The sequence below is a fragment of the Streptomyces sp. 2A115 genome (assembly GCF_052245575.1).
Lineage (GTDB): Bacteria > Actinomycetota > Actinomycetes > Streptomycetales > Streptomycetaceae > Streptomyces.
This window is the reverse complement of record NZ_JBQQCG010000007.1, coordinates 104,952-130,436: the sequence shown is the minus strand read 5'-3', so window position 1 is coordinate 130,436 and position 25,485 is coordinate 104,952. Positions and strand designations below refer to the sequence as shown.

23 protein-coding genes are annotated in these 25,485 nt (G+C 69.2%); 17 read left to right on the top strand and 6 right to left on the bottom strand.

Annotated elements, in window-relative coordinates:
* The first annotated feature begins 44 nt into the window (after positions 1-44).
* The 9 genes from ACTWQR_RS09090 (at position 45) to ACTWQR_RS09050 (ending at position 10,337) form a co-directional block, all read left to right on the top strand.
* Positions 45-797, top strand: coding sequence for a YebC/PmpR family DNA-binding transcriptional regulator (locus ACTWQR_RS09090; RefSeq protein WP_443226422.1), 753 nt, complete (start codon positions 45-47; stop codon positions 795-797).
* A 129-nt stretch (positions 798-926) separates the two neighbouring features.
* A complete protein-coding gene (gene ruvC / locus ACTWQR_RS09085; protein WP_443226421.1) occupies positions 927-1,472 on the top strand; it encodes a crossover junction endodeoxyribonuclease RuvC in 546 nt (181 codons plus the stop codon).
* Complete coding sequence (gene ruvA, locus ACTWQR_RS09080) at positions 1,469-2,080, top strand: Holliday junction branch migration protein RuvA (RefSeq protein ID WP_443226420.1); 612 nt, start codon at positions 1,469-1,471, stop codon at positions 2,078-2,080. Before ruvC ends, ruvA begins: the two co-directional genes overlap by 4 nt.
* A 208-nt stretch (positions 2,081-2,288) precedes the next feature.
* Positions 2,289-3,362 carry a Holliday junction branch migration DNA helicase RuvB gene (gene ruvB / locus ACTWQR_RS09075; RefSeq protein ID WP_443226419.1) on the top strand — a complete coding sequence of 358 codons (1,074 nt, stop codon included), beginning with the start codon at positions 2,289-2,291 and terminating at the stop codon, positions 3,360-3,362.
* 164 nt (positions 3,363-3,526) lie between these two features.
* Positions 3,527-4,036 carry a preprotein translocase subunit YajC gene (gene yajC, locus ACTWQR_RS09070; protein ID WP_443226418.1) on the top strand — a complete coding sequence of 170 codons (510 nt, stop codon included), beginning with the start codon at positions 3,527-3,529 and terminating at the stop codon, positions 4,034-4,036.
* Positions 4,037-4,177: 141 nt separating this feature from the next.
* A complete protein-coding gene (gene secD, locus ACTWQR_RS09065) occupies positions 4,178-5,926 on the top strand; it encodes a protein translocase subunit SecD (RefSeq protein ID WP_443226417.1) in 1,749 nt (582 codons plus the stop codon).
* A gap of 1 nt (position 5,927) precedes the next feature.
* Positions 5,928-7,061, top strand: a complete 1,134-nt coding sequence (secF, locus tag ACTWQR_RS09060; RefSeq protein WP_443226416.1) for a protein translocase subunit SecF — start codon at positions 5,928-5,930, stop codon at positions 7,059-7,061.
* A complete protein-coding gene (locus tag ACTWQR_RS09055; RefSeq protein WP_443226415.1) occupies positions 7,058-7,606 on the top strand; it encodes an adenine phosphoribosyltransferase in 549 nt (182 codons plus the stop codon). The genes secF and ACTWQR_RS09055 overlap by 4 nt, the downstream gene beginning before the upstream one ends.
* Before the next feature lie 205 nt (positions 7,607-7,811).
* Complete coding sequence (locus tag ACTWQR_RS09050) at positions 7,812-10,337, top strand: RelA/SpoT family protein (protein WP_443226414.1); 2,526 nt, start codon at positions 7,812-7,814, stop codon at positions 10,335-10,337.
* A gap of 87 nt (positions 10,338-10,424) precedes the next feature.
* Here ACTWQR_RS09050 and ACTWQR_RS09045 read toward each other — a convergent pair whose 3' ends face one another.
* Positions 10,425-11,654, bottom strand: a complete 1,230-nt coding sequence (locus ACTWQR_RS09045) for a DUF349 domain-containing protein (RefSeq protein ID WP_443226413.1) — start codon at positions 11,652-11,654, stop codon at positions 10,425-10,427.
* A gap of 135 nt (positions 11,655-11,789) precedes the next feature.
* The gene (locus ACTWQR_RS09040; protein WP_443226412.1) at positions 11,790-12,635 is read right to left on the bottom strand and encodes a peptidylprolyl isomerase; all 846 of its coding nucleotides are present in this window, start codon (positions 12,633-12,635) and stop codon (positions 11,790-11,792) included.
* Positions 12,636-12,804: 169 nt separating this feature from the next.
* Here ACTWQR_RS09040 and ACTWQR_RS09035 point away from each other — a divergent pair, with 169 nt between their 5' ends.
* Together ACTWQR_RS09035 and hisS are read left to right on the top strand one after the other, a co-directional pair.
* A complete protein-coding gene (locus ACTWQR_RS09035) occupies positions 12,805-13,512 on the top strand; it encodes an MBL fold metallo-hydrolase (RefSeq protein WP_443226411.1) in 708 nt (235 codons plus the stop codon).
* Positions 13,513-13,526: 14 nt separating this feature from the next.
* Positions 13,527-14,789, top strand: coding sequence for a histidine--tRNA ligase (gene hisS / locus ACTWQR_RS09030; RefSeq protein WP_443226410.1), 1,263 nt, complete (start codon positions 13,527-13,529; stop codon positions 14,787-14,789).
* A 261-nt stretch (positions 14,790-15,050) separates the two neighbouring features.
* On the opposite strand, the gene ACTWQR_RS09025 is transcribed toward hisS, so the two are convergent.
* From ACTWQR_RS09025 to ACTWQR_RS09010, 4 genes are read right to left on the bottom strand one after another with little or no spacing between them, the layout of a single operon-like run.
* Positions 15,051-15,674 (bottom strand): response regulator, encoded by a 624-nt coding sequence (locus ACTWQR_RS09025; protein WP_443226409.1) that lies wholly within the window; start codon positions 15,672-15,674, stop codon positions 15,051-15,053.
* On the bottom strand, positions 15,671-16,885 hold the full coding sequence (locus tag ACTWQR_RS09020) for a sensor histidine kinase (RefSeq protein ID WP_443226408.1): 1,215 nt from the start codon (positions 16,883-16,885) through the stop codon (positions 15,671-15,673). Before ACTWQR_RS09020 ends, ACTWQR_RS09025 begins: the two co-directional genes overlap by 4 nt.
* 17 nt (positions 16,886-16,902) lie before the next feature.
* Entirely contained in the window at positions 16,903-17,757 is an 855-nt protein-coding gene (locus ACTWQR_RS09015) for an ABC transporter permease (RefSeq protein WP_443226407.1), read from the bottom strand.
* Positions 17,754-18,620 carry an ABC transporter ATP-binding protein gene (locus ACTWQR_RS09010; protein ID WP_443226406.1) on the bottom strand — a complete coding sequence of 289 codons (867 nt, stop codon included), beginning with the start codon at positions 18,618-18,620 and terminating at the stop codon, positions 17,754-17,756. Before ACTWQR_RS09010 ends, ACTWQR_RS09015 begins: the two co-directional genes overlap by 4 nt.
* Before the next feature lie 139 nt (positions 18,621-18,759).
* Between ACTWQR_RS09010 and ACTWQR_RS09005 the strand changes: the two genes are divergently transcribed.
* The 6 genes from ACTWQR_RS09005 (at position 18,760) to alaS (ending at position 25,471) form a co-directional block, all read left to right on the top strand.
* Entirely contained in the window at positions 18,760-19,398 is a 639-nt protein-coding gene (locus ACTWQR_RS09005; RefSeq protein ID WP_443226405.1) for a vitamin K epoxide reductase family protein, read from the top strand.
* A gap of 92 nt (positions 19,399-19,490) precedes the next feature.
* Positions 19,491-20,846, top strand: coding sequence for a replication-associated recombination protein A (locus tag ACTWQR_RS09000; RefSeq protein WP_443226404.1), 1,356 nt, complete (start codon positions 19,491-19,493; stop codon positions 20,844-20,846).
* 329 nt (positions 20,847-21,175) lie between these two features.
* On the top strand, positions 21,176-21,790 hold the full coding sequence (rpsD, locus tag ACTWQR_RS08995; RefSeq protein ID WP_443226403.1) for a 30S ribosomal protein S4: 615 nt from the start codon (positions 21,176-21,178) through the stop codon (positions 21,788-21,790).
* A 207-nt stretch (positions 21,791-21,997) separates the two neighbouring features.
* Positions 21,998-22,432, top strand: a complete 435-nt coding sequence (locus tag ACTWQR_RS08990; RefSeq protein ID WP_443226402.1) for a DUF948 domain-containing protein — start codon at positions 21,998-22,000, stop codon at positions 22,430-22,432.
* Between the two features lie 7 nt (positions 22,433-22,439).
* Positions 22,440-22,799, top strand: a complete 360-nt coding sequence (locus ACTWQR_RS08985; protein WP_443226401.1) for a DUF6167 family protein — start codon at positions 22,440-22,442, stop codon at positions 22,797-22,799.
* The gene (alaS, locus tag ACTWQR_RS08980; protein WP_443226400.1) at positions 22,799-25,471 is read left to right on the top strand and encodes an alanine--tRNA ligase; all 2,673 of its coding nucleotides are present in this window, start codon (positions 22,799-22,801) and stop codon (positions 25,469-25,471) included. The genes ACTWQR_RS08985 and alaS overlap by 1 nt, the downstream gene beginning before the upstream one ends.
* The last annotated feature ends 14 nt before the right edge of the window (positions 25,472-25,485 follow it).

Sequence of the window (25,485 nt, the reverse complement as noted above, 5' to 3'; positions counted from 1 at the left end):
TCTGGCGTTCGTATCTGGATGGGTTACGCGAAGGAGACAGGCAGATGTCCGGCCACTCTAAATGGGCTACGACGAAGCACAAGAAGGCCGTGATCGACGCCAAGCGCGGCAAGCTCTTCGCGAAGATGATCAAGAACATCGAGGTTGCCGCCCGTACGGGCGGCGCTGACGTGTCCGGCAATCCGACGCTGTTCGACGCCATCCAGAAGGCCAAGAAGAGCTCGGTCCCGAACAAGAACATCGACTCCGCGGTCAAGCGCGGTGCCGGTCTCGAGGCCGGCGGCGCCGACTACGAGACGATCATGTACGAGGGTTACGGCCCGAACGGTGTCGCGGTGCTCATCGAGTGCCTCACCGACAACCGCAACCGCGCCGCCTCCGACGTCCGGGTCGCCATGACGCGCAACGGCGGCTCGATGGCCGACCCGGGTTCCGTCTCGTACCTCTTCAACCGCAAGGGTGTCGTCATCGTCCCCAAGGGCGAGCTGTCCGAGGACGACGTCCTGGGTGCCGTGCTCGACGCGGGCGCCGAGGAGGTCAACGACCTCGGTGAGTCCTTCGAGGTGCTCAGCGAGGCCACCGACCTGGTCGAGGTCCGCACCGCCCTCCAAGAAGCCGGCATCGACTACGACTCGGCCGACGCCAACTTCGTCCCCACGATGCAGATCGAGCTGGACGAAGAGGGCGCCCGGAAGATCTTCAAGCTGATCGACGCCCTCGAGGACAGCGACGACGTGCAGAACGTCTTCGCCAACTTCGACGTGAGCGACGACGTGATGGCGAAGGTCGACGCGTAGCGTTCCGCGAGCTCAACGGGCCGACGGGACACACCCGTCGGCCCGTCGCTTTGTCGGTGGCACCCGATAGCCTGCACAAACTGGGGGTACCTCCCAGCGGTAGCCGGGGGAGATCGAAGGAGGGGCTGGGTGCGCGTACTGGGTGTTGACCCGGGGTTGACCCGGTGCGGTGTCGGCGTGGTCGAAGGTGTCGCCGGCCGGCCCCTGGCCATGCGCGGTGTAGGTGTCGTACGAACCGCGGCGGACGCCGAGTTGGGCGAGCGCCTCGTCGCCATCGAGCAGGGCATCGAGCGGTGGCTGGACGAGTACGAGCCCGAATTCGTCGCCGTGGAGCGGGTGTTCAGCCAGCACAACGTCCGTACGGTGATGGGCACGGCCCAGGCCAGCGCGATCGCCATGCTGTGCGCCGCCCGACGCGGCATCCCGGTGGCCCTGCACACCCCCAGCGAGGTCAAGGCCGCCGTCACCGGCAGCGGCCGCGCCGACAAGGCTCAGGTCGGCGCCATGGTCACGCGACTGCTGCGGCTCGACGCACCTCCCAAGCCCGCCGACGCGGCGGACGCCCTCGCCCTCGCCATCTGCCACATCTGGCGTGCCCCGGCCATGAACCGCCTCCAGCAGGCGCAGGCCGCGCAACGTCAGGCTCAGCTCTCAGCACGGAAGGTCACCCGATGATCGCCTTTGTCAGCGGCCAGGTCGCCGCCCTCGCCCCCGACTCCGCGGTGGTCGAGGTGGGCGGCATCGGTATCGCCGTCCAGTGCGCGCCCAACACGCTCTCCCAGCTACGCATGGGCCGGCCGGCCAAGCTCGCCACCTCCCTCGTCGTCCGCGAGGACTCACTGACGCTGTACGGCTTCGCGGACGACGACGAGCGGCAGACCTTCGAGCTGCTCCAGACCGCGAGCGGCGTCGGCCCGCGCCTCGCCCAGGCCATGCTCGCCGTGCACAGCCCCGACGCCCTGCGCCGCGCGGTGTCCACCGGCGACGAGAAAGCGCTCATGGCTGTCCCCGGCATCGGCAAGAAGGGCGCCCAGAAGCTACTCCTGGAGCTCAAGGACCGGCTCGGCGAACCCCTCGGCACCGGCGGCCCGGCCATCGGCACGGCCGTCACCGCCGGCTGGCGCGAGCAGCTGCACGCCGCACTGATCGGGCTCGGGTACGCGACCCGGGAGGCAGAAGAGGCGGTCTCCGCGGTGGCGCCGCAGGCGGAGGCAGCCGAAGGGGCGCCTCAGGTGGGCCAGTTGCTGAAGGCCGCCCTGCAGACCCTCAACAGGGCACGCTGAGCTCCGGGGGAGGTGCGTTCATGAACCCGCGGGCCCGTTGTGGCTGGTCGCTCCCCCACTCTCGGCTTCGCTCGAGCGGGGGGACCTCCATCGCGGCGGAGCCGCAAATGTCATAGCCCCGCGCCCCCATGGGGCGGCGGCTCTCGTCAGGGCACCGCCCGCCCCACTCCTATGAGACCCGGATCCACTACACCGCGAGGCACAGCAAATGAACTGGGACGACACGACCGACGACGCAACCGCCGCCGAGCGGCTCGTCGGTGCGTCCGCCGACGGTGAGGAGCAGGCCGTCGAGGCCGCCCTGCGCCCCAAGGACCTCGACGAGTTCATCGGCCAGGAGAAGGTCCGCGAGCAGCTGGACCTCGTCCTGCGCGCCGCACGCGCGCGTGGCGCCACCGCCGACCACGTGCTGCTGTCCGGTGCCCCCGGCCTCGGCAAGACCACCCTCTCGATGATCATCGCCGCCGAGATGGAAGCCCCGATCCGCATCACCAGCGGCCCCGCCATCCAGCACGCCGGCGACCTCGCCGCGATCCTCTCTTCGCTCCAGGAGGGCGAGGTCCTCTTCCTCGACGAGATCCACCGCATGTCGCGGCCCGCCGAGGAGATGCTCTACATGGCGATGGAGGACTACCGCGTCGACGTGATCGTCGGCAAGGGCCCCGGCGCCACCGCCATCCCCCTTGAGCTGCCGCCCTTCACCCTGGTCGGTGCCACCACGCGCGCGGGCCTGCTGCCGCCCCCGCTGCGCGACCGCTTCGGCTTCACCGCCCACATGGAGTTCTACGAGCCCGCCGAACTGGAGCGCGTCATCCACCGCTCCGCGCACCTGCTCGACGTGGAGATCGGCGCCGAGGGCGCCGCCGAGATCGCCGGGCGCTCCCGGGGCACGCCGCGCATCGCCAACCGTCTGTTGCGTCGTGTCCGCGACTACGCCCAGGTCAAGGCCGACGGGATCGTCACCCGCGACATCGCCGCGGCCGCCCTCGCCGTGTACGAGGTGGACAGCCGCGGCCTCGACCGCCTCGACCGCGGCGTCCTCGAAGCCCTGACCAAGCTCTTCGGCGGTGGCCCGGTCGGCCTGTCCACACTCGCCGTCGCGGTGGGGGAGGAGCGTGAGACGGTCGAGGAGGTCGCCGAGCCCTTCCTCGTACGCGAGGGCCTGCTGGCCCGCACCCCCCGCGGCCGCGTCGCCACACCGGCCGCGTGGGCCCATCTCGGCCTCACACCGCCTCGTCCGTCAACCGGTGGAAACGGACAACAGGACCTGTTCGGGGCGTGACGGCGAGCGCGGTCGCCAGGTCAGGAACCCCGGTGTCATGCTGAGCGTTGTTCCATGAGTGCGGACTCGCTTAGACTCCGCCGATGCCGCCTTTGTCGACGGCACACATACCCCCATCCATCAGGCCGCTCAGCACCGCGGTCGAATGAAGGAAGTTCCGACCCGTGAGTCTCGTGACCCTCCTCCCGTTCATCGTGCTCATCGGGGCCATGTTCCTGATGACCCGGTCGGCCAAGAAGAAGCAGCAAGCGGCCGCGCAGATGCGCAACGACATGCAGCCCGGCTCCGGCATCCGCACGATCGGTGGCATGTACGCGACGGTGAAGGAGGTCAACGAGGACACGGTCCTCGTTGACGCAGGCCCGGGCGTCGACCTGCTCTTCGCCAAGAACGCGATCGGCGCGGTCCTCAGCGACGACGAGTACAACCGCCTCGTCCACGGCATCGAGCACGACCTGAAGGACGACGAAGCGGTCGTCCCGGACGACGCCTCCTCCCTCACCGAGACCGACGAGCCCGCCGACGCTTCCGACGACAAGCCCATCGACCTCGGCAAGAAGGACGCGGACGACGAGTCCGCCGACGAGCCCACCGAGGAGTCCGCCGACGCGGAGCCGAAGAAGGCCGATGAGGCAGAGCTGAAGAAGTCCGACGGCGAGTCCGACGCGAAGTAGTCATGACCGGGGACCGTGGAGTGCGCCGCTCGCGCACCGCGGTCCCCGGAATGTGTGGCTTTGCGTGGAATCTCGACACCATTCCATGGCCGTCCGCGCGGTTACTCCGACACCGGGCGGACGAAGAGGGAGAACGAGAAGGTGGCAGCACCTAAGAAGGGCCGAAATCAGGGCGCCCAGGGCAAGCCGGGCCGCACCTTGGCCCTGATCCTGATCGCCATCGTGGCGCTGACCGGAGGCATGTTCGCCTCTGGTCACACGACGCCGCGACTCGGCATCGACCTCGCCGGCGGTACGAGCATCACGCTCCAGGCGAAGAACGAACCGGGCCAGAAGAACGCGATCAACAAGGCCAACATGGACACCGCCGTTGACATCATGAACAACCGTGTCAACGGCCTTGGTGTCTCAGAGGCGGAGGTTCAGACCCAGGGCGAGAGCAACATCATCGTCAACATCCCCAAGGGCACGAACTCCAAGCAGGCCCGGGACCAGGTCGGCACCACCGCCAAGCTCTACTTCCGTCCGCTCCTGCAGCGCGAGGCCTCCGGCCCCGGCGCGACGGGCAGCCCCAGTGCTTCGCCGAGCGCCTCCAGCTCCGGCACGGACACCGGCAAGGAATCGGCGTCACCCTCCGGCTCCCCGTCGGCCAGTGCCACCACGCAGGGCCGTGCGGCCACCGACGCGTTGAAGGCCGACCCCACGCCGTCCGGCAGCGGCTCGCCGTCCACCGAGGCTTCGGACAGCGCTTCGCCGTCCGCCAGCGGCGGCGCCGACGACGCGACCACCAAGCTCCAGGCGGAGTACGCCGCGCTCGACTGCAGCAAGCCGGAACAGCGCGCCAAGGCCGGTGAGGGCTCCCAGCCCGGAGATCCCACCGTGGCCTGCGGTCAGGACGACGGCGTCTGGAACAAGTTCCTGCTCGGCCCGGTCGGGGTCGACGGCACCGAGGTCGAGAAGGCCCAGGCGGTCATCGACACCACGACCGGCGCGGGCTGGGAGGTCCGCATGGACTTCACGTCTGCCGGTTCCAAGAAGTTCGCCGACGTCACGACCCAGCTCGCGCAGCAGCAGTCCCCGCAGAACGAGTTCGCGATCGTGCTCGACGGCGAGGTCGTCTCTCACCCGTACGTCAGGACGGCCATCAGCGGCGGCACCGCCTCGATCTCCGGCAGCTTCACCCAGCAGGAGGCCAAGGACCTGTCCAACATGCTGTCGTACGGCGCGCTGCCGCTCACCTTCACCGAGGCGAGCGTCACCACCGTCACCGCCGCGCTCGGCGGCGAGCAGCTGGAGGCGGGCCTGATCGCCGGCGCCATCGGCCTGGCCCTGGTCATCATCTACCTGGTGGTCTACTACCGGGGCCTGTCGCTCGTCGCCATCGCCTCGCTGCTGGTCTCCGCCGTGATGACCTACGTGATCATGTCGCTGCTCGGACCGACCATCGGCTTCGCGCTGAACCTGCCGGCGGTCTGCGGCGCCATCGTGGCCATCGGCATCACGGCGGACTCGTTCATCGTGTTCTTCGAACGCATCCGTGACGAGATCCGCGAGGGCCGCACGATGCGGCCGGCGGTCGAGCGAGGCTGGCCGCGCGCCCGGCGCACCATCCTGGTCTCCGACTTCGTGTCGTTCCTCGCCGCGGCCGTGCTCTTCATCGTCACCGTCGGCAAGGTCCAGGGCTTCGCGTTCACGCTGGGCCTGACCACCCTGCTCGACGTGGTCGTCGTCTTCTTCTTCACCAAGCCGCTGATGACGATCCTCGCCCGCAAGAAGTTCTTCGCGGAGGGCCACAGCTGGTCCGGCCTCGACCCGAAGCGACTGGGCGCCAAGCCGCCGCTGCGCCGCACCCGTCGCGTGACCGCTCCCGTCGACACGAAGGAGGCGTGAGATGTCGAAACTCGGCACCCTCGGCGCCCGGCTCCACCGCGGCGAGATCGGTTACGACTTCGTCGGCAAGCGCAAGATCTGGTACGGCATCTCGATCCTGATCACCATCACGGCCATCGTCGGCCTGGCGGTTCGTGGCCTGAACATGGGCATCGAGTTCGAGGGCGGAGCCGTCTTCACCACCGAGAAGACGAGCATCTCGGTGTCCCAGGCCGAGGATTACGCGGAAGAGGCCTCCGGCCACGACGCGATCGTCCAGGAGCTCGGCAACGGCGGTCTGCGCATCCAGATCGCCGGCATCGACACCGACAGGTCCGACCAGATCAAGGAAGAGCTCGCCCGGGACCTGAAGGTCGACTCTGAGCAGATCAACGCCGACCTGGTCGGACCCAGCTGGGGCGACCAGGTCGCGAACAAGGCCTGGCAGGGCCTCGCGATCTTCATGGTCCTCGTCGTGATCTATCTGGCGATCGCCTTCGAGTGGCGCATGGCCGCGGCCGCGCTCGTGGCGCTCATCCACGACATCACCATCACGGTCGGCGTGTACGCCCTGGTCGGCTTCGAAGTCACCCCGGGCACCGTGATCGGTCTGCTCACGATCCTCGGTTACTCGCTCTACGACACGGTCGTCGTCTTCGACAGCCTCAAGGAACAGGCGAAGGACCTCACCAAACAGACCCGCTGGACCTACAGCGAAGTCGCCGACCGCTCGATCAACGGCACCCTGGTGCGCTCCATCAACACCACGGTGGTCGCGCTGCTCCCGGTCGCCGGCCTGCTGTTCATCGGTGGCGGTGTGCTCGGCGCGGGCATGCTCAACGACATCTCGCTGTCGCTGTTCGTCGGCCTCGCGGCCGGTGCGTACTCCTCGATCTTCATCGCCACGCCGCTCGTCGCCGATCTCAAGGAGCGCGAGCCGCAGATGAAGGCGCTGAGGAAGCGCGTACTCGCCAAGCGGGCCGCGGCCGCGGCGAAGGGCGAGTCCCTGGAGGCTCCGGTCGCCGACGGGCCGTACGACGACGAGGAACCCGAGGACGCCGCCGCGACGCCCGCGGTCGTGGGACCGCGCGGCCAGCGCACCCAGCCGTCGTCCCGGGGCAGGGGCCGCGGCCGACCGTCGGGGAAGCGCCGATGACCGAACTCGCAGACGTCACGGCGCTGCTGCTCAGCCGCATCCGTGACGTGCCCGACTACCCGGAGCCGGGCGTGATGTTCAAGGACATCACCCCGCTCCTGGCCGACCCGGCGGCGTTCACGGTGCTCACCGACGTGCTGGCCGAGATCAGCGTCCGCAACGGCGCCACGAAGATCGTCGGCCTGGAGGCCCGCGGCTTCATCCTGGGCGCCCCCGTCGCGGTCCGGGCCGGGCTCGGCTTCATCCCCGTACGCAAGGCGGGCAAGCTCCCCGGAGCGACCCTCAGCCAGGCGTACGACCTGGAGTACGGCTCCGCCGAAATCGAGGTGCACGCCGAGGACCTGGCCGCGGGCGACCGCGTCATGGTCGTCGACGACGTCCTGGCCACCGGCGGCACCGCCGAGGCCTCGCTCCAGTTGATCCGCCGGGCCGGCGCCGACATCGCCGGTGTCGCCGTCCTCATGGAGCTCGGCTTTCTGGGCGGCCGCGGCCGCCTCGAACCGGCCCTGGGCGGCGCCCCGTTGGAGTCGCTGCTCAAGGTCTGAGCAACCCCAGTGGCACCTGCACGACGCCCCTGAGGCGCCTGTACGACACCGCGGAGGCGGGTCCCGGAGGAATCCGGGGCCCGCCTCTCGCGTTTCTCGGACAGACGGCCGTCTCAGCGGCCGAAGGCGAGTCCCGAGTTCAAGCTCGCTACCATGGGGTCTCCGGAGCCTGACCGGGGACCCGGATCGCGCACGAGGAGTCCTCTTGCCAGACGAGGCCCAGCCACTCACCGCCGCCAAGCCCGACAAGTCGGCGGCGCCCGCAGGCACGCCCGCGCCGCCCGCGAAGAACGGGTCGGCCGAGCCCGCGGCCGGCGCCAAGGCGGCTGAGCAGCCACGCCCCAAGCCGGCCACTCCCGAGCGCCCGGCCCCCGCACCCACGCCCGCGGCCCGCCCCACGGCAGGCCAGCCCGCGCGCTCAGGGGGCTCCTCCAACCGCGTACGCGCCCGTCTCGCCCGCCTCGGCGTCCAGCGCTCCAACCCGTACAACCCGGTTCTGGAGCCCCTGCTGCGGATAGTGCGCAGCAACGACCCGAAGATCGAGACGTCCACGCTCCGCCAGGTCGAGAAGGCCTACCAGGTCGCCGAGCGCTGGCACCGCGGCCAGAAGCGCAAGAGCGGCGACCCGTACATCACGCACCCGCTCGCCGTGACGACCATCCTCGCCGAGCTCGGCATGGACCCGGCCACCCTCATGGCGGGCCTGCTGCACGACACCGTCGAGGACACCGAGTACGGCCTGGAGCAACTCCGCCGTGACTTCGGCGACCAGGTCGCGCTGCTCGTCGACGGCGTCACCAAGCTCGACAAGGTCAAGTTCGGCGAGGCCGCGCAGGCCGAGACCGTACGCAAGATGGTCGTCGCGATGGCCAAGGACCCGCGCGTCCTGGTCATCAAGCTCGCCGACCGCCTGCACAACATGCGCACCATGCGCTATCTCAAGCGCGAGAAGCAGGAGAAGAAGGCGCGCGAGACCCTCGAGATCTACGCGCCGCTCGCCCACCGCCTGGGCATGAACACCATCAAGTGGGAGCTGGAGGACCTCGCCTTCGCGATCCTCTACCCCAAGATGTACGACGAGATCGTCCGCCTGGTCGCCGAGCGCGCCCCCAAGCGCGACGAGTACCTCGCCATAGTGACCGACGAGGTCCAGTCCGACCTGCGCGCCGCCCGCATCAAGGCGACCGTCACCGGCCGGCCGAAGCACTACTACAGCGTCTACCAGAAGATGATCGTCCGCGGCCGTGACTTCGCGGAGATCTACGACCTGGTGGGCATTCGTGTCCTTGTCGACACGGTCAGGGACTGCTACGCCGCTCTCGGCACCGTGCACGCGCGATGGAACCCGGTCCCCGGCCGGTTCAAGGACTACATCGCGATGCCCAAGTTCAACATGTACCAGTCGCTGCACACGACGGTCATCGGACCCAACGGCAAGCCCGTCGAACTCCAGATCCGTACGTTCGACATGCACCGCCGCGCCGAGTACGGCATCGCCGCGCACTGGAAGTACAAGCAGGAGCCCTCCGCCGGCACCTCAAAGGTGCGCACGGACGCGCCCAAGGCCCTGAGCAGGGACAAGGACGGCGTCAACGACATGGCGTGGCTGCGCCAGTTGCTCGACTGGCAGAAGGAGACCGAGGACCCCAGCGAGTTCCTGGAGTCCCTGCGCTTCGACCTGTCCCGCAACGAGGTCTTCGTCTTCACGCCGAAGGGCGACGTCATAGCGCTCCCGGCGGGAGCGACCCCCGTGGACTTCGCCTACGCGGTCCACACGGAGGTCGGCCACCGCACCATAGGCGCGAGGGTCAACGGACGCCTCGTACCGCTCGAATCGACCCTGGACAACGGCGACTTGGTGGAGGTCTTCACCTCCAAGGCGGCCGGGGCGGGCCCGTCCCGCGACTGGCTGGGTTTCGTGAAGTCCCCGCGCGCCCGCAACAAGATCCGCGCCTGGTTCTCCAAGGAGCGCCGCGACGAGGCGATCGAGCACGGCAAGGACGCCATCGCGCGGGCCATGCGCAAGCAGAACCTGCCGATCCAGCGCATCCTCACCGGCGATTCCCTGGTCACGCTCGCGCACGAGATGCGCTACCCCGACATCTCGTCCCTGTACGCGGCGATCGGCGAGGGCCATGTGGCCGCGCAGAACGTGGTGCAGAAACTCGTCCAGGCGCTCGGCGGCGAGGAGGCCGCCAGCGAGGAGATCGACGAGAGCGTCCCGCCCGCGCGCGGCCGCGGCCGCAAACGCCGCGCGAACGCCGACCCGGGTGTCGTCGTCAAGGGTGTCGACGACGTGTGGGTCAAGCTGGCCCGCTGTTGTACGCCCGTCCCCGGCGATCCCATCATGGGCTTCGTCACGCGCGGCAGTGGCGTATCGGTTCACCGCAACGACTGCGTCAACGTCGACTCGCTGTCCCGTGAGCCCGAGCGCATCCTCGAGGTCGAGTGGGCGCCCACCCAGTCCTCGGTCTTCCTGGTCGCCATCCAGGTCGAGGCCCTCGACCGCTCACGGCTCCTGTCGGACGTCACGCGCGTCCTCTCCGACCAGCACGTCAACATCCTCTCCGCGGCCGTCCAGACCTCCCGCGACCGCGTGGCCACCTCCCGCTTCACCTTCGAGATGGGCGACCCGAAGCACCTGGGTCACGTCCTGAAGGCGGTCAGGGGAGTGGAGGGCGTGTACGACGTGTACCGGGTGACCTCGGCACGCAGGCCCTCCGAGGCCTGACGCCGACGGCGGTAATCGGCCAACTACGTAGAGGGGCTCCCGTACGCACCGTACGGGAGCCCCTCTACGTAGTGACGCGAAAACCGCTCAGCCGCCGAACTCCTGCAGACCCTTCAGCGCCTGGTCGAGCAGAGCCTGACGGCCATCGAGCTCCTTCTGGAGCTTGTCGGCCTTCGCGGTGTTGCCCGAGGAGCGCGCCGTCTCGATCTGGCCCTGAAGCTTGTCCACGGCGGCCTGGAGCTGACCGGTCAGACCCTCGGCACGCGCGCGTGCCTCCGGGTTCGTCCGGCGCCACTCGGTCTCCTCCTGCTCCTGGAGAGCCCGCTCCACCGCATGCATCCGGCCCTCGACCTTCGGGCGGGCGTCGCGCGGCACGTGGCCGATGGCCTCCCAGCGCTCGTTGATGGAGCGGAAGGCGGCCCGGGCCGCCTTCAGATCCTGCACCGGGACGAGCTTCTCGGCCTCCTCGGCCAGCTCCTCCTTGAGCTTCAGGTTCTCGGACTGCTCCGCGTCCCGCTCGGCGAAGACCGAGCTCCGCGCCGCGAAGAACACGTCCTGGGCGCCGCGGAAGCGGTTCCACAGGTCGTCCTCGTGCTCGCGCTGAGCGCGGCCCGCGGCCTTCCAGTCCGCCATCAGCTCGCGGTAGCGCGCCGCCGTCGGACCCCAGTCCGTCGAACCGGACAGCGACTCGGCCTCCGCGACCAGCTTCTCCTTGGTCTTGCGGGCCTCCTCGCGCTGCGCGTCCAGCGAGGCGAAGTGCGCCTTGCGGCGCTTGGAGAACGCCGAGCGCGCGTGCGAGAAGCGGTGCCACAGCTCGTCGTCGGACTTGCGGTCCAGCCGCGGCAGGCCCTTCCAGGTGTCCACCAGCGAGCGCAGCCGCTCACCCGCCGCCCGCCACTGGTCGGACTGCGCCAGCTCCTCCGCCTCGACGACCAGCGCCTCCTTGGCGTGCCGCGCCTCGTCGGACTGCTTCGCCCGCTGCGCCTTGCGCTCCTCCCGACGCGCCTCGACGGTCTCGACGAGCTTGTCCAGCCGCTTGCGGAGCGCGTCCAGATCCCCGACCGCGTGGTGGGCGTCCACCTGCTCGCGGATATGGTCGATCGCGATCTGGGCGTCCTTCGCGGACAGGTCGGTGGTCTTCACTCGTCGTTCGAGGAGGCCGATCTCCACGACCAGGCCCTCGTACTTGCGCTCAAAGTAAGCCAGTGCCTCGTCGGGAGAACCGGCCTGCCAGGAACCGACGACCTGCTCGCCGTCGGCCGTACGCACGTACACGGTCCCCGTCTCGTCGACGCGGCCCCACGGGTCGCTGCTCACAGCGCCTCCTCCACATGATGCCTGCGTGGGGCTGCTTTGCCCCCGGGCATCGTCCACAGTTTCGTCACGGCCAACATAGGCGACCGGCGGGGCGGCTGTCCGCATCCCGCGCGACCGAAATTAGGCAGCTGAGGGTCAGGATTTGGTGACGGTTGCCTTGTTGATCACGACGGTCGCGTTGGGAGGGGTGTTGCCCGTTGTGGGGTCGGCGGGCACGGCGCCGGCGTCAGCGATCTTCTTCAGCACCTTCATGCCGGATTCGGAAATCGTACCGAACGGTGTGTAGTCGGGCGGCAACTGACTGTCCTGGTACACGAGGAAGAACTGGCTGCCGCCGGTGTTCCGGCCTTCCTTCGTCTGCGCGTTGTACTGGTTGGCCATGGCCACCGTGCCCGCCGGATACACGTTCCCCTTCAGGCGCTTGTCCTTGAGGTTCTCGTCCGGGATCGTGTAGCCGGGTCCGCCCATCCCGGTGCCCTTCGGATCGCCGCACTGGAGCACGTAGATGCCCTCCGTGGTCAGGCGGTGGCACTTGGAGTGGTCCAGATAGCCCTTGCCCACCAGGAAGTTGAACGAGTTCACGGTGCGCGGGGCCTTCGAGGCCGGCATGTCGATGTCGATCGCGCCGCAGGTCGTCTGCAGCTTCATCGTGTAGTCCGCCGACTTGTCGATGGTGACTGCCGGCTCCTTCTTGTAGCTGAGCGGCTTCACCTTGCCCTCGGCGGGCTTCTCGCAGGGATCCGGCGCCTTGCTGGGGGAGGCGCTCGGGGTCACCTCGGCGCTCGCGTTGTCCTTCGTGTCGTCGCCCTTGAGGGCGTCGGTCGTGGTCGCCACCAGGACCAGCACCAGGATCACCCCGAGCGCCGACGCGATCGAGGCGTTGCGGACATGTGCCTTGCGCCGCGCGGCCGTACGCCGCTGCTGCTGCCGCAAGAACTTCTCCCGGGCGAGCTGACGCCGCCGCTGTTCCTGGGTGACCACCGGGATATCTCCTCATGCGTCTCGTACGTCAGGTGGGACGCGTGCGTCTTGTGAGCCGACCGCCTGCGTGTGCCCCGTACCGTATATGGGTTCGCTGTGGTTCCGGCAGCGCCGGTAGGCTCTGACCACTGCCAGCCACTCCCCATACGATCTACCGAAGAGGACGAACGTGCTCATTGCCGGGTTCCCCGCCGGGGCCTGGGGCACCAACTGTTACCTGGTCGCCCCCGCCGCAGGCGAGGAGTGCGTGATCATCGACCCGGGCCACCAGGCCGCCCAGGGAGTCGAGGAAGCGCTCGAGAAGCATCGGCTCAAGCCCGTCGCGGTCGTCCTCACGCACGGCCACATCGATCATGTGGCCTCGGTCGTCCCGGTGTGCGGCGCGCACGACGTACCGGCGTGGATCCACCCCGAGGACCGGTTCATGATGAGCGACCCCGAGAGGGCGCTCGGCCGCTCGATAGGGATGCCGCTGATGGGCGAGCTGACGGTCGGCGAACCGGACGACGTTCGTGAGCTGACCGACGGCGGGAAGCTGGAGTTGGCCGGCGTGGAGTTCTCCGTCGCGCACGCGCCGGGCCATACGAAGGGGTCGGTGACCTTCCGGATGCCCGAGAACACGGAGGTCCCGTCCGTGTTCTTCTCCGGGGATCTGCTCTTCGCCGGCTCCATCGGACGCACCGACCTGCCCGGCGGTGACATGGACGAGATGCTCGGCTCGCTGGCCCGTGTGTGCCTGCCGCTCGACGACTCGACCGTGGTGCTGTCCGGCCACGGCCCCCAGACGACCATCGGCCAGGAGCGCGCCGCCAACCCGTATCTGCGGCAGGTGGCGGCCGGCCAGGGAGCCCCTCGGGCTCCTCGACGAGGAATGTGACGAGAGAACCATTCGTGAGCACCTTCAAGGCCCCCAAGGGCACGTACGACCTGATTCCGCCGGACAGTGCGACGTTCCTCGCGGTGCGCGAGGCGATCGCCGCACCGCTGCGGAACTCCGGCTACGGCTACATCGAGACGCCCGGATTCGAGAGCGTCGAACTGTTCGCGCGCGGAGTCGGTGAGTCCACCGACATCGTGACCAAGGAGATGTACGCCTTCGAGACCAAGGGCGGCGACAAGCTGGCCCTGCGGCCCGAGGGCACGGCCTCCGTGCTGCGCGCCGCGCTGGAGGCCAACCTGCACAAGGTGGGCAACCTCCCCGTCAAGCTCTGGTACTCGGGCTCCTACTACCGCTACGAGCGCCCCCAGAAGGGCCGTTACCGCCACTTCTCGCAGGTCGGTGCCGAGGCGATCGGTGCCGAGGACCCGGCGCTGGACGCCGAGTTGATCATCCTGGCCGACCAGGCGTACCGCTCGCTCGGCCTGCGGGACTTCCGCATCCTCCTCAACTCGCTGGGCGACAAGGAGTGCCGTCCCGTCTACCGGGCCGCGCTGCAGGACTTCCTGCGCGGGCTCGACCTGGACGAGGACACCCTCCGGCGGGCGGACATCAACCCGCTGCGCGTCCTCGACGACAAGCGGGACGACGTCCAGAAGCAACTGGTGGGAGCGCCGCTCCTGCGGGACTACCTCTGCGACGCGTGCAAGGCGTACCACGAGGAGGTACGCGAGCTGATCACGGCCGCCGGTGTCTCCTTCGAGGACGACGCCAAGCTGGTGCGCGGGCTCGACTACTACACCCGCACCACCTTCGAGTTCGTGCACGACGGGCTCGGTTCGCAGTCCGCGGTCGGGGGTGGCGGTCGCTATGACGGTCTCTCCGAGATGATCGGCGGGCCCGCGCTGCCGTCCGTCGGCTGGGCCCTCGGTGTCGACCGTACGGTCCTGGCGCTGGAGGCCGAGGGCGTCTCCCTCGAACTCCCCGCGTCCACCAGCGTGTTCGCCGTGCCGCTCGGCGAGGAGGCTCGGCGGTTGCTCTTCGCCGTGGTCACGGAGCTGCGCAAGATCGGGGTCGCGGCGGACTTCTCGTACGGCGGGAAGGGGCTCAAGGGTGCGATGAAGAACGCCAACCGCAGTGGGGCGCGCTACACCGTCGTCGCCGGCGAGCGCGATCTCGCCGACGGGGTCGTCCAGCTCAAGGACATGGAGTCGGGGGAGCAGGTCGCGGTCGGGGTGAACGAGATCGTGGCCGAGCTTGAGGCACGGCTGAGCTGAGGCGGGGGTTTCTTCGCCCCCGTCGGCCCTACCCGTCCCATCTCTGGGGCTGCGCCCGCAGATCCCCGCTTTCGGGCTGGACGGCCTCGTCCTCAAACGCCGGAGGGGCTGAGAATCAGCCCCTCCGGCGTTTGAGGAGCGGGGGTTCGGGGACTGGCCCCCCGAAAACGGGGTCTGGGGCGGAGCCCCAGGGATGATGGGGTCCCCCGCTCGAGCGAAGCCGAGAGTGGGGGAGGGTAGGGCCGGCGGGGGCGACAACCCTCAGTCCAGCAAACCGAACCGCATCGCACTCGTCACCGCCGCGGTCCGATCGTCGACCCCCAACTTCCCGAAGGCACGCAGGAGATGGGTTTTCACCGTCGACTCGCCGATGAAGAGCCGCCGGCCGATCTCCGCGTTGGTGCACCCCTCCGCCACCAGCCGCAACACCGCGGTCTCCCGCTCGGACAGCCGGGGCCGCTCCGGCTTCGTACGGAGCTGATCGACCAGCCGCGCGGCCACCGACGGTGCCAGCACCGTCTCGCCCCGCGCGGCGGCCCGTACGGCATTCGCCAACTCCCCCCGCGGCAGATCCTTGAGCAGATAGCCCGCGGCCCCGGCCTCGACGGCCCGCAGAATGTCGCGGTCCGTCTCGTACGTGGTGAGCACGATGACCCGGCACGACAGCCCCGCCTCGGTCATCCGGACGATCGAGTCCACGCCCCCGCCGCCGGGCATGCGCAGATCCATGAGCACGATGTCGGGCCGCAGTTCGGCGGCGAGGGCCTCGGCCTGAGGACCACTGGAGGCGTCGGCGACGACGTCGAGGTCGGGCTCGGCGCTGAGCATCGCGCGCAGGCCCTCGCGTACGACGGGATGGTCGTCGGCGAGGACGATCCGGATCACGGGGTGCTCCTTTCGGACGGTACGGGCAGCCGGACGGTGACGGTCGTGCCGTCGCCGGGTGCGGAGCACACCTGAGCCGTGCCACCCACCTCGGCGGCCCGGGCCCGGAGACCCGCGAGCCCGTAGCCACCGGAGGACGGCGCGGCCGGATCGAAACCGCGGCCATCGTCGTGTACGGACACGGTGAGCGCCTCGTCGGCGTAGGCGAGCGCGATGCTGACGGCGGCCGAACTCCCTGCGTGCTTACGGGCGTTGGCGAGCGCCTCCTGACAGGAGCGCAGAGCCACGACCTCCGGCCCGGCGGGCAGTGCGCGTACGGGACCGGTCACATCGACCGTCGCGTCGTGCCGGGCGGCGAGGCGGCGCAGCGCGTCGGGCAGCGAGGCCCCGTCGAGGTCGGCGGGCGTGCCCCCGGCGACCAGGGCCCGGGCCTCGGCGAGGTTCTGGCGTGCGGTCGCGTCCATCAGTGCCAAGTGCCGGCGTGCCTGCGGCAGGTCGTTCTGGTCGAGTTCGGCCTCGACCGCCTGGGCCAGCATCAACACGCTCGTGAAGCCCTGCGCGAGCGTGTCGTGGATCTCCCGGGAGAACCGCTCGCGCTCGGCCAGAGCGCCGTGCGAAGCGGACAGCCGGGAGAGTTCGTGGCGGCTGGCGTCCAACTCCGCGATCAGCTCGGCCCGTTCCTGGCTCTGCTCGATCACCCGGATGATCCAACTGCCGAGGGCCACCGAGAAGACGAGAGTGACCACGGCGAAGACCGAGTTGAAGAAGACGGCATGGTCGCTGGGCCACCACAGCAGAGCCCAGCCCACCACCGGCGCGATGTTGATGACGGTCACGGCGATCAGGGCCCAGCGCAGGCGCAGCGCGATGAAGCACTGCGGGACGAGCGCGAAGGTCATCGTTCGCGTCTCGCCGACAAGGACAGCCGACGGCAGGAACAGCACCATCGATGCGATCAGGTAGCCGAGGGCCCGCCGTTCGTCGGGTGGATCACCCTTGAGGATGGGGCGCCCCACCGCCAGGTACCACGGAACCAGAGGTACGAGCAGTGCGGCGGCCACGGCGCGGGTGTGCCACCCCGGATAGTCCGTGCCGAGCACGAAGACCAGGGTGGCCGCCCACACGACCGCGAAGTACGAGTCCCAGAGCCGGAAGGAGCGGTCCCAGGTGTACGTGCCGCAGGCCCTGGGTTCATCACTCACGTCGGCCATGGGCTTGCCACGATCCGTCATCCGTCGCGGCGGTTCTTCCAGCGGAAGGTCAGCAGACACAGCAGCAATCCTCCGACGCACCAGGCCCCGAGCACCAGGGCGATCCGCCCGAACTCCCAACTCCCCGCCTGCTCCAGCACCTGCGCCGATTCAGGCAGGAACACCCCGCGCAGACCCTGGCACATCCACTTCAGCGGGAACAGCGCCCCGACGTTGAGCATCCAGTCCGGGATGGTGTCGATGGCGATGTAGACCCCGGAGATGAACTGCAGCAGCAGGAAGGGGAGTACGACCACGGAGCTGGCACTCTTGCCGGACTTGGGGACCGAGCTGATCGCGATGCCGAGCAGGGCGCATGCCGTCAGGCCGAGGACGAAGATCCAGGCGAAGTCGAGCCACTTGCCGACGTCCGAGGGCAGGTCCACGTCGTACAGCGTCGTGCCGGTGAGGAGCAGGATCGCCGTCTCCACGAGACCGGTGACAAGGACGAGCCAGATCTTTCCGAGGAAGTACGAGGCGGGGGGCATCGGCGTGCCGCGCAGCCGGCGCAGCACCTTCTCGTCCCGTTCGATCGCGATCGAGATGCCGAGGGACTGGAAGCTGGTCGACATGATGCCGGCGGCCATCATCGCGGGGACGTAGAGCTGCGAGGCGGTGATGCCCGCCCCCTCCACGTCGTCGCTGAAGATGGACGCGAAGAGGAAGAGGAACATGACCGGGAAGGCGAAGGTGAACACCACCTGGTCGCGCTGGCGGAAGAACTGCTTGATCTCCAGAGCGCCCTGGTGAAGGCCGAGTCCCCACACTCCGGGGAGCCGCTGTGCCGCCCGGGCCTCGGTCGCGGTGCCGCTCGTGGTCGTGATCGTGGTCATCGCGGGTTCTCCTGTCCGGTCAGCCGCAGATAGACGTCCTCCAAGGTGGGGCGGGTGATGCTCAGTCCCGGGATCTCCCCGTCGAAGCGCCGCGTCAGCTCGGCGACCGTGCGCGTGGGCGTGGTGGTGCGCTCGCCGCGCGGGGTGCCGTCCGGCTCCGTCCACTCGACCGTGGCTTCGTCGCCGTACCGGTCGCGCAGTGCCGCGGGCTCTCCCTCCGCCACGACCTGCCCCTTCGCGATCACCGCGAGCCGGTGCGCGAGCGCCTCCGCCTCCTCCAGGTAGTGCGTGGTCAGCAGGATCGTCGTGCCCTCGGCCGCCAGCTTCCGGATCAGCTCCCAGAACTGGCGACGGGCCGCCGGGTCGAAGCCGGTCGTCGGCTCGTCCAGGAGCAGCAGTTCGGGACCGCCGATCACACCGAGCGCCACATCCAGACGCCGCCGCTGTCCGCCGGAGAGGGCCTTGATCCGGCTGCCCGCCTTCTCCTCGAGGCCCACCAGGCCGATGACTTCCTCCGGGTCACGCGGCTTCGGGTAATACCGGGCGAAATGCCGCACCGTCTCGCGCACCGTCAACTCGGCGGGCGCCGATTCGTCCTGCCATACGATCCCGACGCGCGAGCGCCACGCGCGCGTGGCCGTCGCCGGGTCCGAGCCGAGCACGGACACCTCGCCCGCGTCCCGGCCGCGATTGCCCTGGAGGATCTCCACCGTGGTGCTCTTGCCCGCGCCGTTGGGTCCGAGCAGGCCGAAGACCTCCCCCTGCCGGATGCCGAGATCGATACTGTCGACGGCGGTCACGTCCCCGTACTGCTTGCGCAGCCCCCGTACGTCCACCGCGAGATCGTTCGCGTGTGCTGTCATACCGACGAGCGTCCCGCCGAAGCGAACGTTCCGGGACGACCGTGCGTACCTCCTTATGTCCATCGAACGGTGGACAGACGCGCGTGTGCGGCACAATGACCGTGCCCGAAAGGTCCTCTCAAGCTACGGAAACGGCGTGATGAGCAAGACGACAGTCAGGGAAGGCGTCACCACCGACCAGCAGCGCGCCGAGGTCCCACGGACGGCGGGCGGCAGCCGTGCTCTCGCGGTCCTGCTGGTGATCACGGGCGCGGCCGGTCTGCTGGCCTCCTGGGTCATCACGATCGACAAGTTCAAGCTGCTGGAGGACCCCAACTTCACGCCGGGCTGCAGCCTGAACCCGGTCGTCTCCTGCGGCAACATCATGAAGAGCGACCAGGCCTCCGCCTTCGGGTTCCCCAACCCGATGATGGGGCTCGTCGCCTACGGCATCGTGATCTGCGTCGGCATGAGCCTGCTCGGCCGGGCCACCTTCCCGCGCTGGTACTGGCTGACCCTCAACGCGGGCACGCTCTTCGGGGTCGGCTTCTGCACCTGGCTGCAGTACCAGTCGCTGTACAACATCAACTCGCTGTGTCTGTGGTGCTCCCTCGCCTGGGCCGCCACCATCGTCATGTTCTGGGCCGTGACCTCGTTCAACATCCGCAACGGATTCCTGCCCGCGCCGGGCTGGCTGAAGGCCTTCCTCGGCGAGTTCGGCTGGGTGCTGCCGGTGCTGCACATCGGGATCATCGGCATGCTGATCCTTACGCGCTGGTGGGACTTCTGGACCAGCTGACGGACGGGCGGATCCCTTGGAACGGACCGGCGGATTGCTTGAGGACAGCGGCCCCGACGGCGTTGTCAGTGGCGTGACATAGGGTTTTGGACGTGGAGCCCGACCTTTTCACCGCCGCAGCAGAAGAACGCCAGGAGAAGGACCCGTCCAGCAGCCCCCTGGCGGTACGGATGCGCCCGCGCACCCTCGACGAAGTGGTGGGCCAGCAGCATCTGCTGAAGGCGGGCTCGCCCCTGCGCAGGCTGGTCGGCGAAGGTGGCGGAGGCCCGGCGGGACCGGCCTCGGTGATCCTCTGGGGGCCGCCCGGCACCGGCAAGACGACCCTGGCGTACGTGGTCTCCAAGGCCACCAACAAGCGCTTCGTGGAGCTCTCCGCGATCACCGCCGGCGTCAAGGAGGTCCGAGCGGTCATCGAGGGCGCCCGCCGCGCCACCGGTGGCTTCGGCAAAGAGACCGTCCTCTTCCTCGACGAGATCCACCGCTTCAGCAAGGCCCAGCAGGACTCCCTGCTCCCCGCGGTGGAGAACCGCTGGGTGACGCTGATCGCCGCGACCACCGAGAACCCGTACTTCTCGGTGATCTCTCCGCTGCTGTCCCGCTCCCTCCTGCTGACCCTCGAACCGCTCACCGACGACGACCTGCGCGGACTGCTCCGCCGCGCCCTCACCGACGAGCGCGGCCTCAAAGAGGCCGTCACCCTCCCCGAGGACACCGAGGAGCACCTGCTGCGGATCGCCGGCGGCGACGCCCGCCGCGCGCTGACCGCGCTGGAGGCCGCGGCCGGCTCCGCCCTCGACAAGGGCGAGCCGGAGGTCACCCTCCAGACCCTGGAGGAGACCGTCGACCGGGCCGCCGTGAAGTACGACCGCGACGGCGACCAGCACTACGACGTGGCGAGCGCCCTGATCAAGTCCATCCGCGGCTCCGACGTGGACGCCGCGCTGCACTACCTGGCCCGGATGATCGAGGCCGGCGAGGACCCCCGCTTCATCGCCCGCCGCCTGATGATCTCCGCCAGCGAGGACATCGGGCTCGCCGATCCGAACGCGCTGCCGATAGCCGTCGCCGCCGCACAGGCCGTCGCCATGATCGGCTTCCCCGAGGCCGCGCTCACCCTCAGCCACGCCACCATCGCCCTGGCCCTGGCCCCGAAGTCGAACGCCGCGACGATGGCGATCGGCGCCGCCATGGAGGACGTACGGAAGGGCCACGCGGGCCCCGTGCCGCTCCACCTGCGCGACGGGCACTACAAGGGCGCGGCCAAGCTCGGCCACGCGCAGGGGTACGTGTATCCGCACGACCTGCCCGAAGGCATCGCCGCCCAGCAGTACGCGCCGGAGGAGCTCAAGGACCGGGAGTACTACACACCCACCCGGCACGGCTCCGAGGCGCGCTACGCGGACGCGGTGGAGTGGACCAGGAAGCACCTCGGTCGAGGGCGGTCCTGACCACCCTGTAGACTTTCCCGAAGCGCTGCGTCCCGTGTCCGGCTCCGGTCGGCACCACCAGAACGGGACATCCAGCCGGAGCCCCCGCCTTCACGGGGGGATTCCAGGAGCGTCGCGCACCGTCGAAGGTGTCGCGGGCCGCCCACCACCCTCCCGGACCTCCGGGAAACGGTCGGTGGGCCACTCGCGTGCTGCACGTATGTGCCCAGACCAGGGAGCGGCTGCCCAGCAGGTCCGTAAGGGCCCGCGGGGTTTCCCAGGCTGCGGATGCGACCTCCCCTAACCCTGGTGAAGCCGTATTCGCATCAGAAACACGAGGTGTTTGGTTCATGCCGAACCAGTCCCGCCCCAAGGTCAAGAAGTCGCGTGCCCTCGGCATCGCGCTGACCCCGAAGGCCGTCAAGTACTTCGAGGCCCGCCCCTACCCGCCCGGCGAGCACGGCCGCGGCCGCAAGCAGAACTCGGACTACAAGGTCCGTCTGCTCGAGAAGCAGCGCCTCCGCGCGCAGTACGACGTGTCCGAGCGCCAGCTCGTCCGCGCCTACGAGCGTGCCGCCAAGACGCAGGGCAAGACCGGTGAGGCCCTGGTCATCGAGCTCGAGCGCCGTCTCGACGCGCTGGTCCTGCGTTCGGGCATCGCCCGCACGATCTACCAGGCCCGTCAGATGGTCGTCCACGGCCACATCGAGGTCAACGGCCAGAAGGTCGACAAGCCGTCCTTCCGCGTCAAGCCCGACGACGTCGTGATGGTCCGCGAGCGCAGCCGCGAGAAGACGCTGTTCCAGGTCTCCCGCGAGGGTGGCTTCGCCCCCGACGGCGAGACCCCGCGCTACCTCCAGGTGAACCTCCGCGCCCTGGCCTTCCGCCTGGACCGCGAGCCGAACCGCAAGGAGATCCCGGTGATCTGCGACGAGCAGCTGGTCGTCGAGTACTACGCCCGCTGATCCAGCGGCCATAGCACCACCGGCTTCGCGCCTCAGCCCGCCGCTTTCCCGCCGTCACCGGTGGGGGAGCGGCGGGCTTTCGCGGCTCCCCTCCCAAGGGCCCCCGATCCGGTAAGGCGAGCCACCGCGGTCGCGATAGGGTCGGTGGCGACTTTCGAAGTACCCATGGACGAGAAGTACCCATAGACGAGCAGAGAGTGGTGCAGCGTGACCGGTGGAGAGGTTGCCGGGATCCTGGTGGCCGTCTTCTGGGCGATCCTGGTCTCCTTCCTCGCCGTCGCGCTGGTGAGGCTGGCCCAGACCCTCAAGGCGACCACCAAACTGGTGTCGGACGTGACGGAGCAGACCGTGCCGTTGCTGGCCGACGCCTCCCAGGCGGTGCGCTCGGCGCAGACCCAGATCGAGCGGGTCGACGCCATCGCCTCCGACGTCCAGGAAGTCACCTCCAACGCGTCGGCGCTCTCCACGACCGTCGCCTCGACCTTCGGCGGCCCGCTCGTCAAGGTCGCGGCATTCGGTTACGGCGTACGCCGGGCGATGAGCCGCAACAGGGCCGACGAGGCGCCGCCCGAGCGGACCCGGCGCACGGTCGTCGTCGGCCGCACCGTGCCGGCCGCAAGGCGCCGCAAGCAGAAGGGCTGAGCCCTCGATGTTCCGTCGTACGTTCTGGTTCACCGCGGGCGCCGCAGCCGGTGTGTGGGCCACCACCAAGGTCAACCGGAAGCTCAAGCGGCTGACCCCCGAAAGTCTTGCCGCCCAGGCCGCCAACAAGGCGATCGACGCCGGGCACCGCCTCAAGGACTTCGCCCTCGACGTCCGGGACGGAATGGCCGAGCGCGAGGCCGAGCTCGACGAGGCACTGGGCATCGCGGCACCCGAACGCCGTGGGCTCCCCGCGCAGCGACGCCTGGTCGCCCTCGACGGCCGCGTCGAAAACCAGAAGCAGGAAGAGAAGCACTACGGGATGCTGGACAACAAGCACTCGTACAACCGGAATGAGGACCACTGATGGAGTCGGCCGAGATTCGTCGCCGCTGGTTGAGCTTCTTCGAGGAGCGCGGGCACACCGTCGTCCCTTCGGCGTCGCTCATCGCGGACGACCCGACTCTGCTCCTGGTCCCGGCCGGCATGGTGCCCTTCAAGCCCTACTTCCTGGGCGAGGTGAAGCCGCCGTACTCGCGCGCCACCAGCGTGCAGAAGTGCGTGCGTACGCCGGACATCGAAGAGGTCGGCAAGACCACCCGGCACGGCACGTTCTTCCAGATGTGCGGCAACTTCTCCTTCGGCGACTACTTCAAGGAAGGCGCCATCAAGTACGCCTGGGAGCTGCTCACCAGCTCCGTGGCGGACGGCGGCTACGGCCTGGAGCCGGAGAAGCTCTGGATCACGGTGTACCTGGAGGACGACGAGGCCGAGCGCATCTGGCACGAGGTCGTCGGCGTGCCCAAGGAGCGGATCCAGCGCCTCGGTAAGGCCGACAACTACTGGTCCATGGGCGTCCCGGGCCCCTGCGGCCCGTGTTCCGAGATCAACTACGACCGCGGCCCGGAGTTCGGCGTCGAGGGCGGCCCGGCCGTCAACGACGAGCGGTACGTGGAGATCTGGAACCTGGTCTTCATGCAGTACGAGCGCGGCGAGGGCACCTCGAAGGAGGACTTCGAGATCCTCGGCGACCTGCCCAGCAAGAACATCGACACCGGCCTCGGCATGGAACGCCTCGCCATGATTCTGCAGGGCGTGCAGAACATGTACGAGATCGACACCTCCATGGCCGTCATCAACAAGGCCACCGAGCTGACCGGTGTCGAGTACGGCGCCGGCAAGAACTCCGACGTCGCCCTGCGCGTGGTCACCGACCACATGCGGACATCCGTGATGCTCATCGGCGACGGCGTCTCGCCCGGCAACGAGGGCCGTGGCTACGTGCTGCGCCGCATCATGCGCCGCGCCATCCGCAACATGCGGCTCCTCGGCGCCACCGGCCCCGTCGTCCAGGACCTCATCGACGTCGTGATCGAGATGATGGGCCAGCAGTACCCGGAACTCATCTCCGACCGCAAGCGCATCGAGACCGTGGCCCTCGCCGAAGAGGCCGCCTTCCTCAAGGCCCTCAAGGGCGGCACCAACATCCTCGACACAGCCGTCACGGAGACCAAGGCCGCCGGCGGCAAGGTCCTGTCCGGCGACAAGGCCTTCCTGCTCCACGACACCTGGGGCTTCCCGATCGACCTCACCCTGGAGATGGCCGCCGAACAGGGCCTCTCCGTGGACGAGGACGGCTTCCGGCGCCTCATGAAGGAACAGCGCGAGCGCGCCAAGGCCGACGCCAAGTCCAAGAAGACCGGCCACGCCGACATGGGCGCCTACCGCGAGATCGCCGACGCCTCCGGCGAGACCGACTTCATCGGCTACACCTCCACCGAGGGCGAGTCGAGGATCGTCGGCATCCTGGTCGACGGTGTCTCCTCGCCGGCCGCCACCGAGGGCGACGAGGTCGAGATCGTCCTCGACCGCACTCCGTTCTACGCCGAGGGTGGCGGCCAGATCGGTGACACCGGCCGTATCAAGGTGGACACCGGTGCCGTCATCGAGGTCCGTGACTGCCAGAAGCCGGTCCCGGGCGTGTACGTCCACAAGGGCGTCGTCCAGGTCGGCGAGGTCACCGTCGGTGCCTCCGCCCAGGCCGTCATCGACGTACGCCGCCGCACGGCCATCGCCCGCGCCCACTCGGCCACGCACCTCACGCACCAGGCCCTGCGCGACGCCCTCGGCCCGACGGCCGCCCAGGCCGGTTCCGAGAACCAGCCCGGCCGCTTCCGCTTCGACTTCGGCTCCCCGTCCGCCGTGCCCACGGCCGTGATGACGGACGTCGAGCAGCAGATCAACGAAGTGCTCGCCCGCGACCTCGACGTCCACGCCGAGATCCTGAGCATCGACGAGGCCAAGAAGCAGGGCGCCATCGCCGAGTTCGGCGAGAAGTACGGCGAGCGGGTGCGCGTCGTCACCATCGGCGACTTCTCCAAGGAGCTCTGTGGTGGCACGCACGTGCACAACACCGCCCAGCTGGGCCTGGTGAAGCTGCTCGGCGAGTCGTCGATCGGCTCGGGTGTACGCCGTATCGAGGCCCTGGTGGGTGTCGACGCCTACAACTTCCTCGCCCGCGAGCACACGGTCGTCGCCCAGATCCAGGAGCTGGTCAAGGGACGTCCCGAGGAACTGCCGGAGAAGGTCTCCGCCATGCTCGGCAAGCTGAAGGACGCCGAGAAGGAGATCGAGAAGTTCCGCGCGGAGAAGGTCCTGCAGGCCGCCGCCGGTCTCGTCGAGTCCGCCAAGGACGTACGCGGCGTCGCTCTCGTCACCGGTCAGGTCCCGGACGGCACGACCGCCGACGACCTGCGCAGGCTGGTCCTCGACGTGCGCGGCCGCATCCAGGGCGGACGGGCCGCCGTGGTCGCCCTGTTCACCACGGTCAACGGCAAGCCGCTGACGGTCATCGCCACCAACGAGGCCGCCCGCGAGCGCGGCCTCAAGGCCGGCGACCTGGTCCGTACGGCCGCCAAGACCCTCGGCGGTGGCGGTGGCGGCAAGCCGGACGTCGCCCAGGGCGGCGGCCAGAACCCGGCCGCCATCGGCGAGGCCGTCGACGCTGTCGAGCGCCTCGTGACCGAGACGGCCAAGTGAGCCAAGTGAGCGGA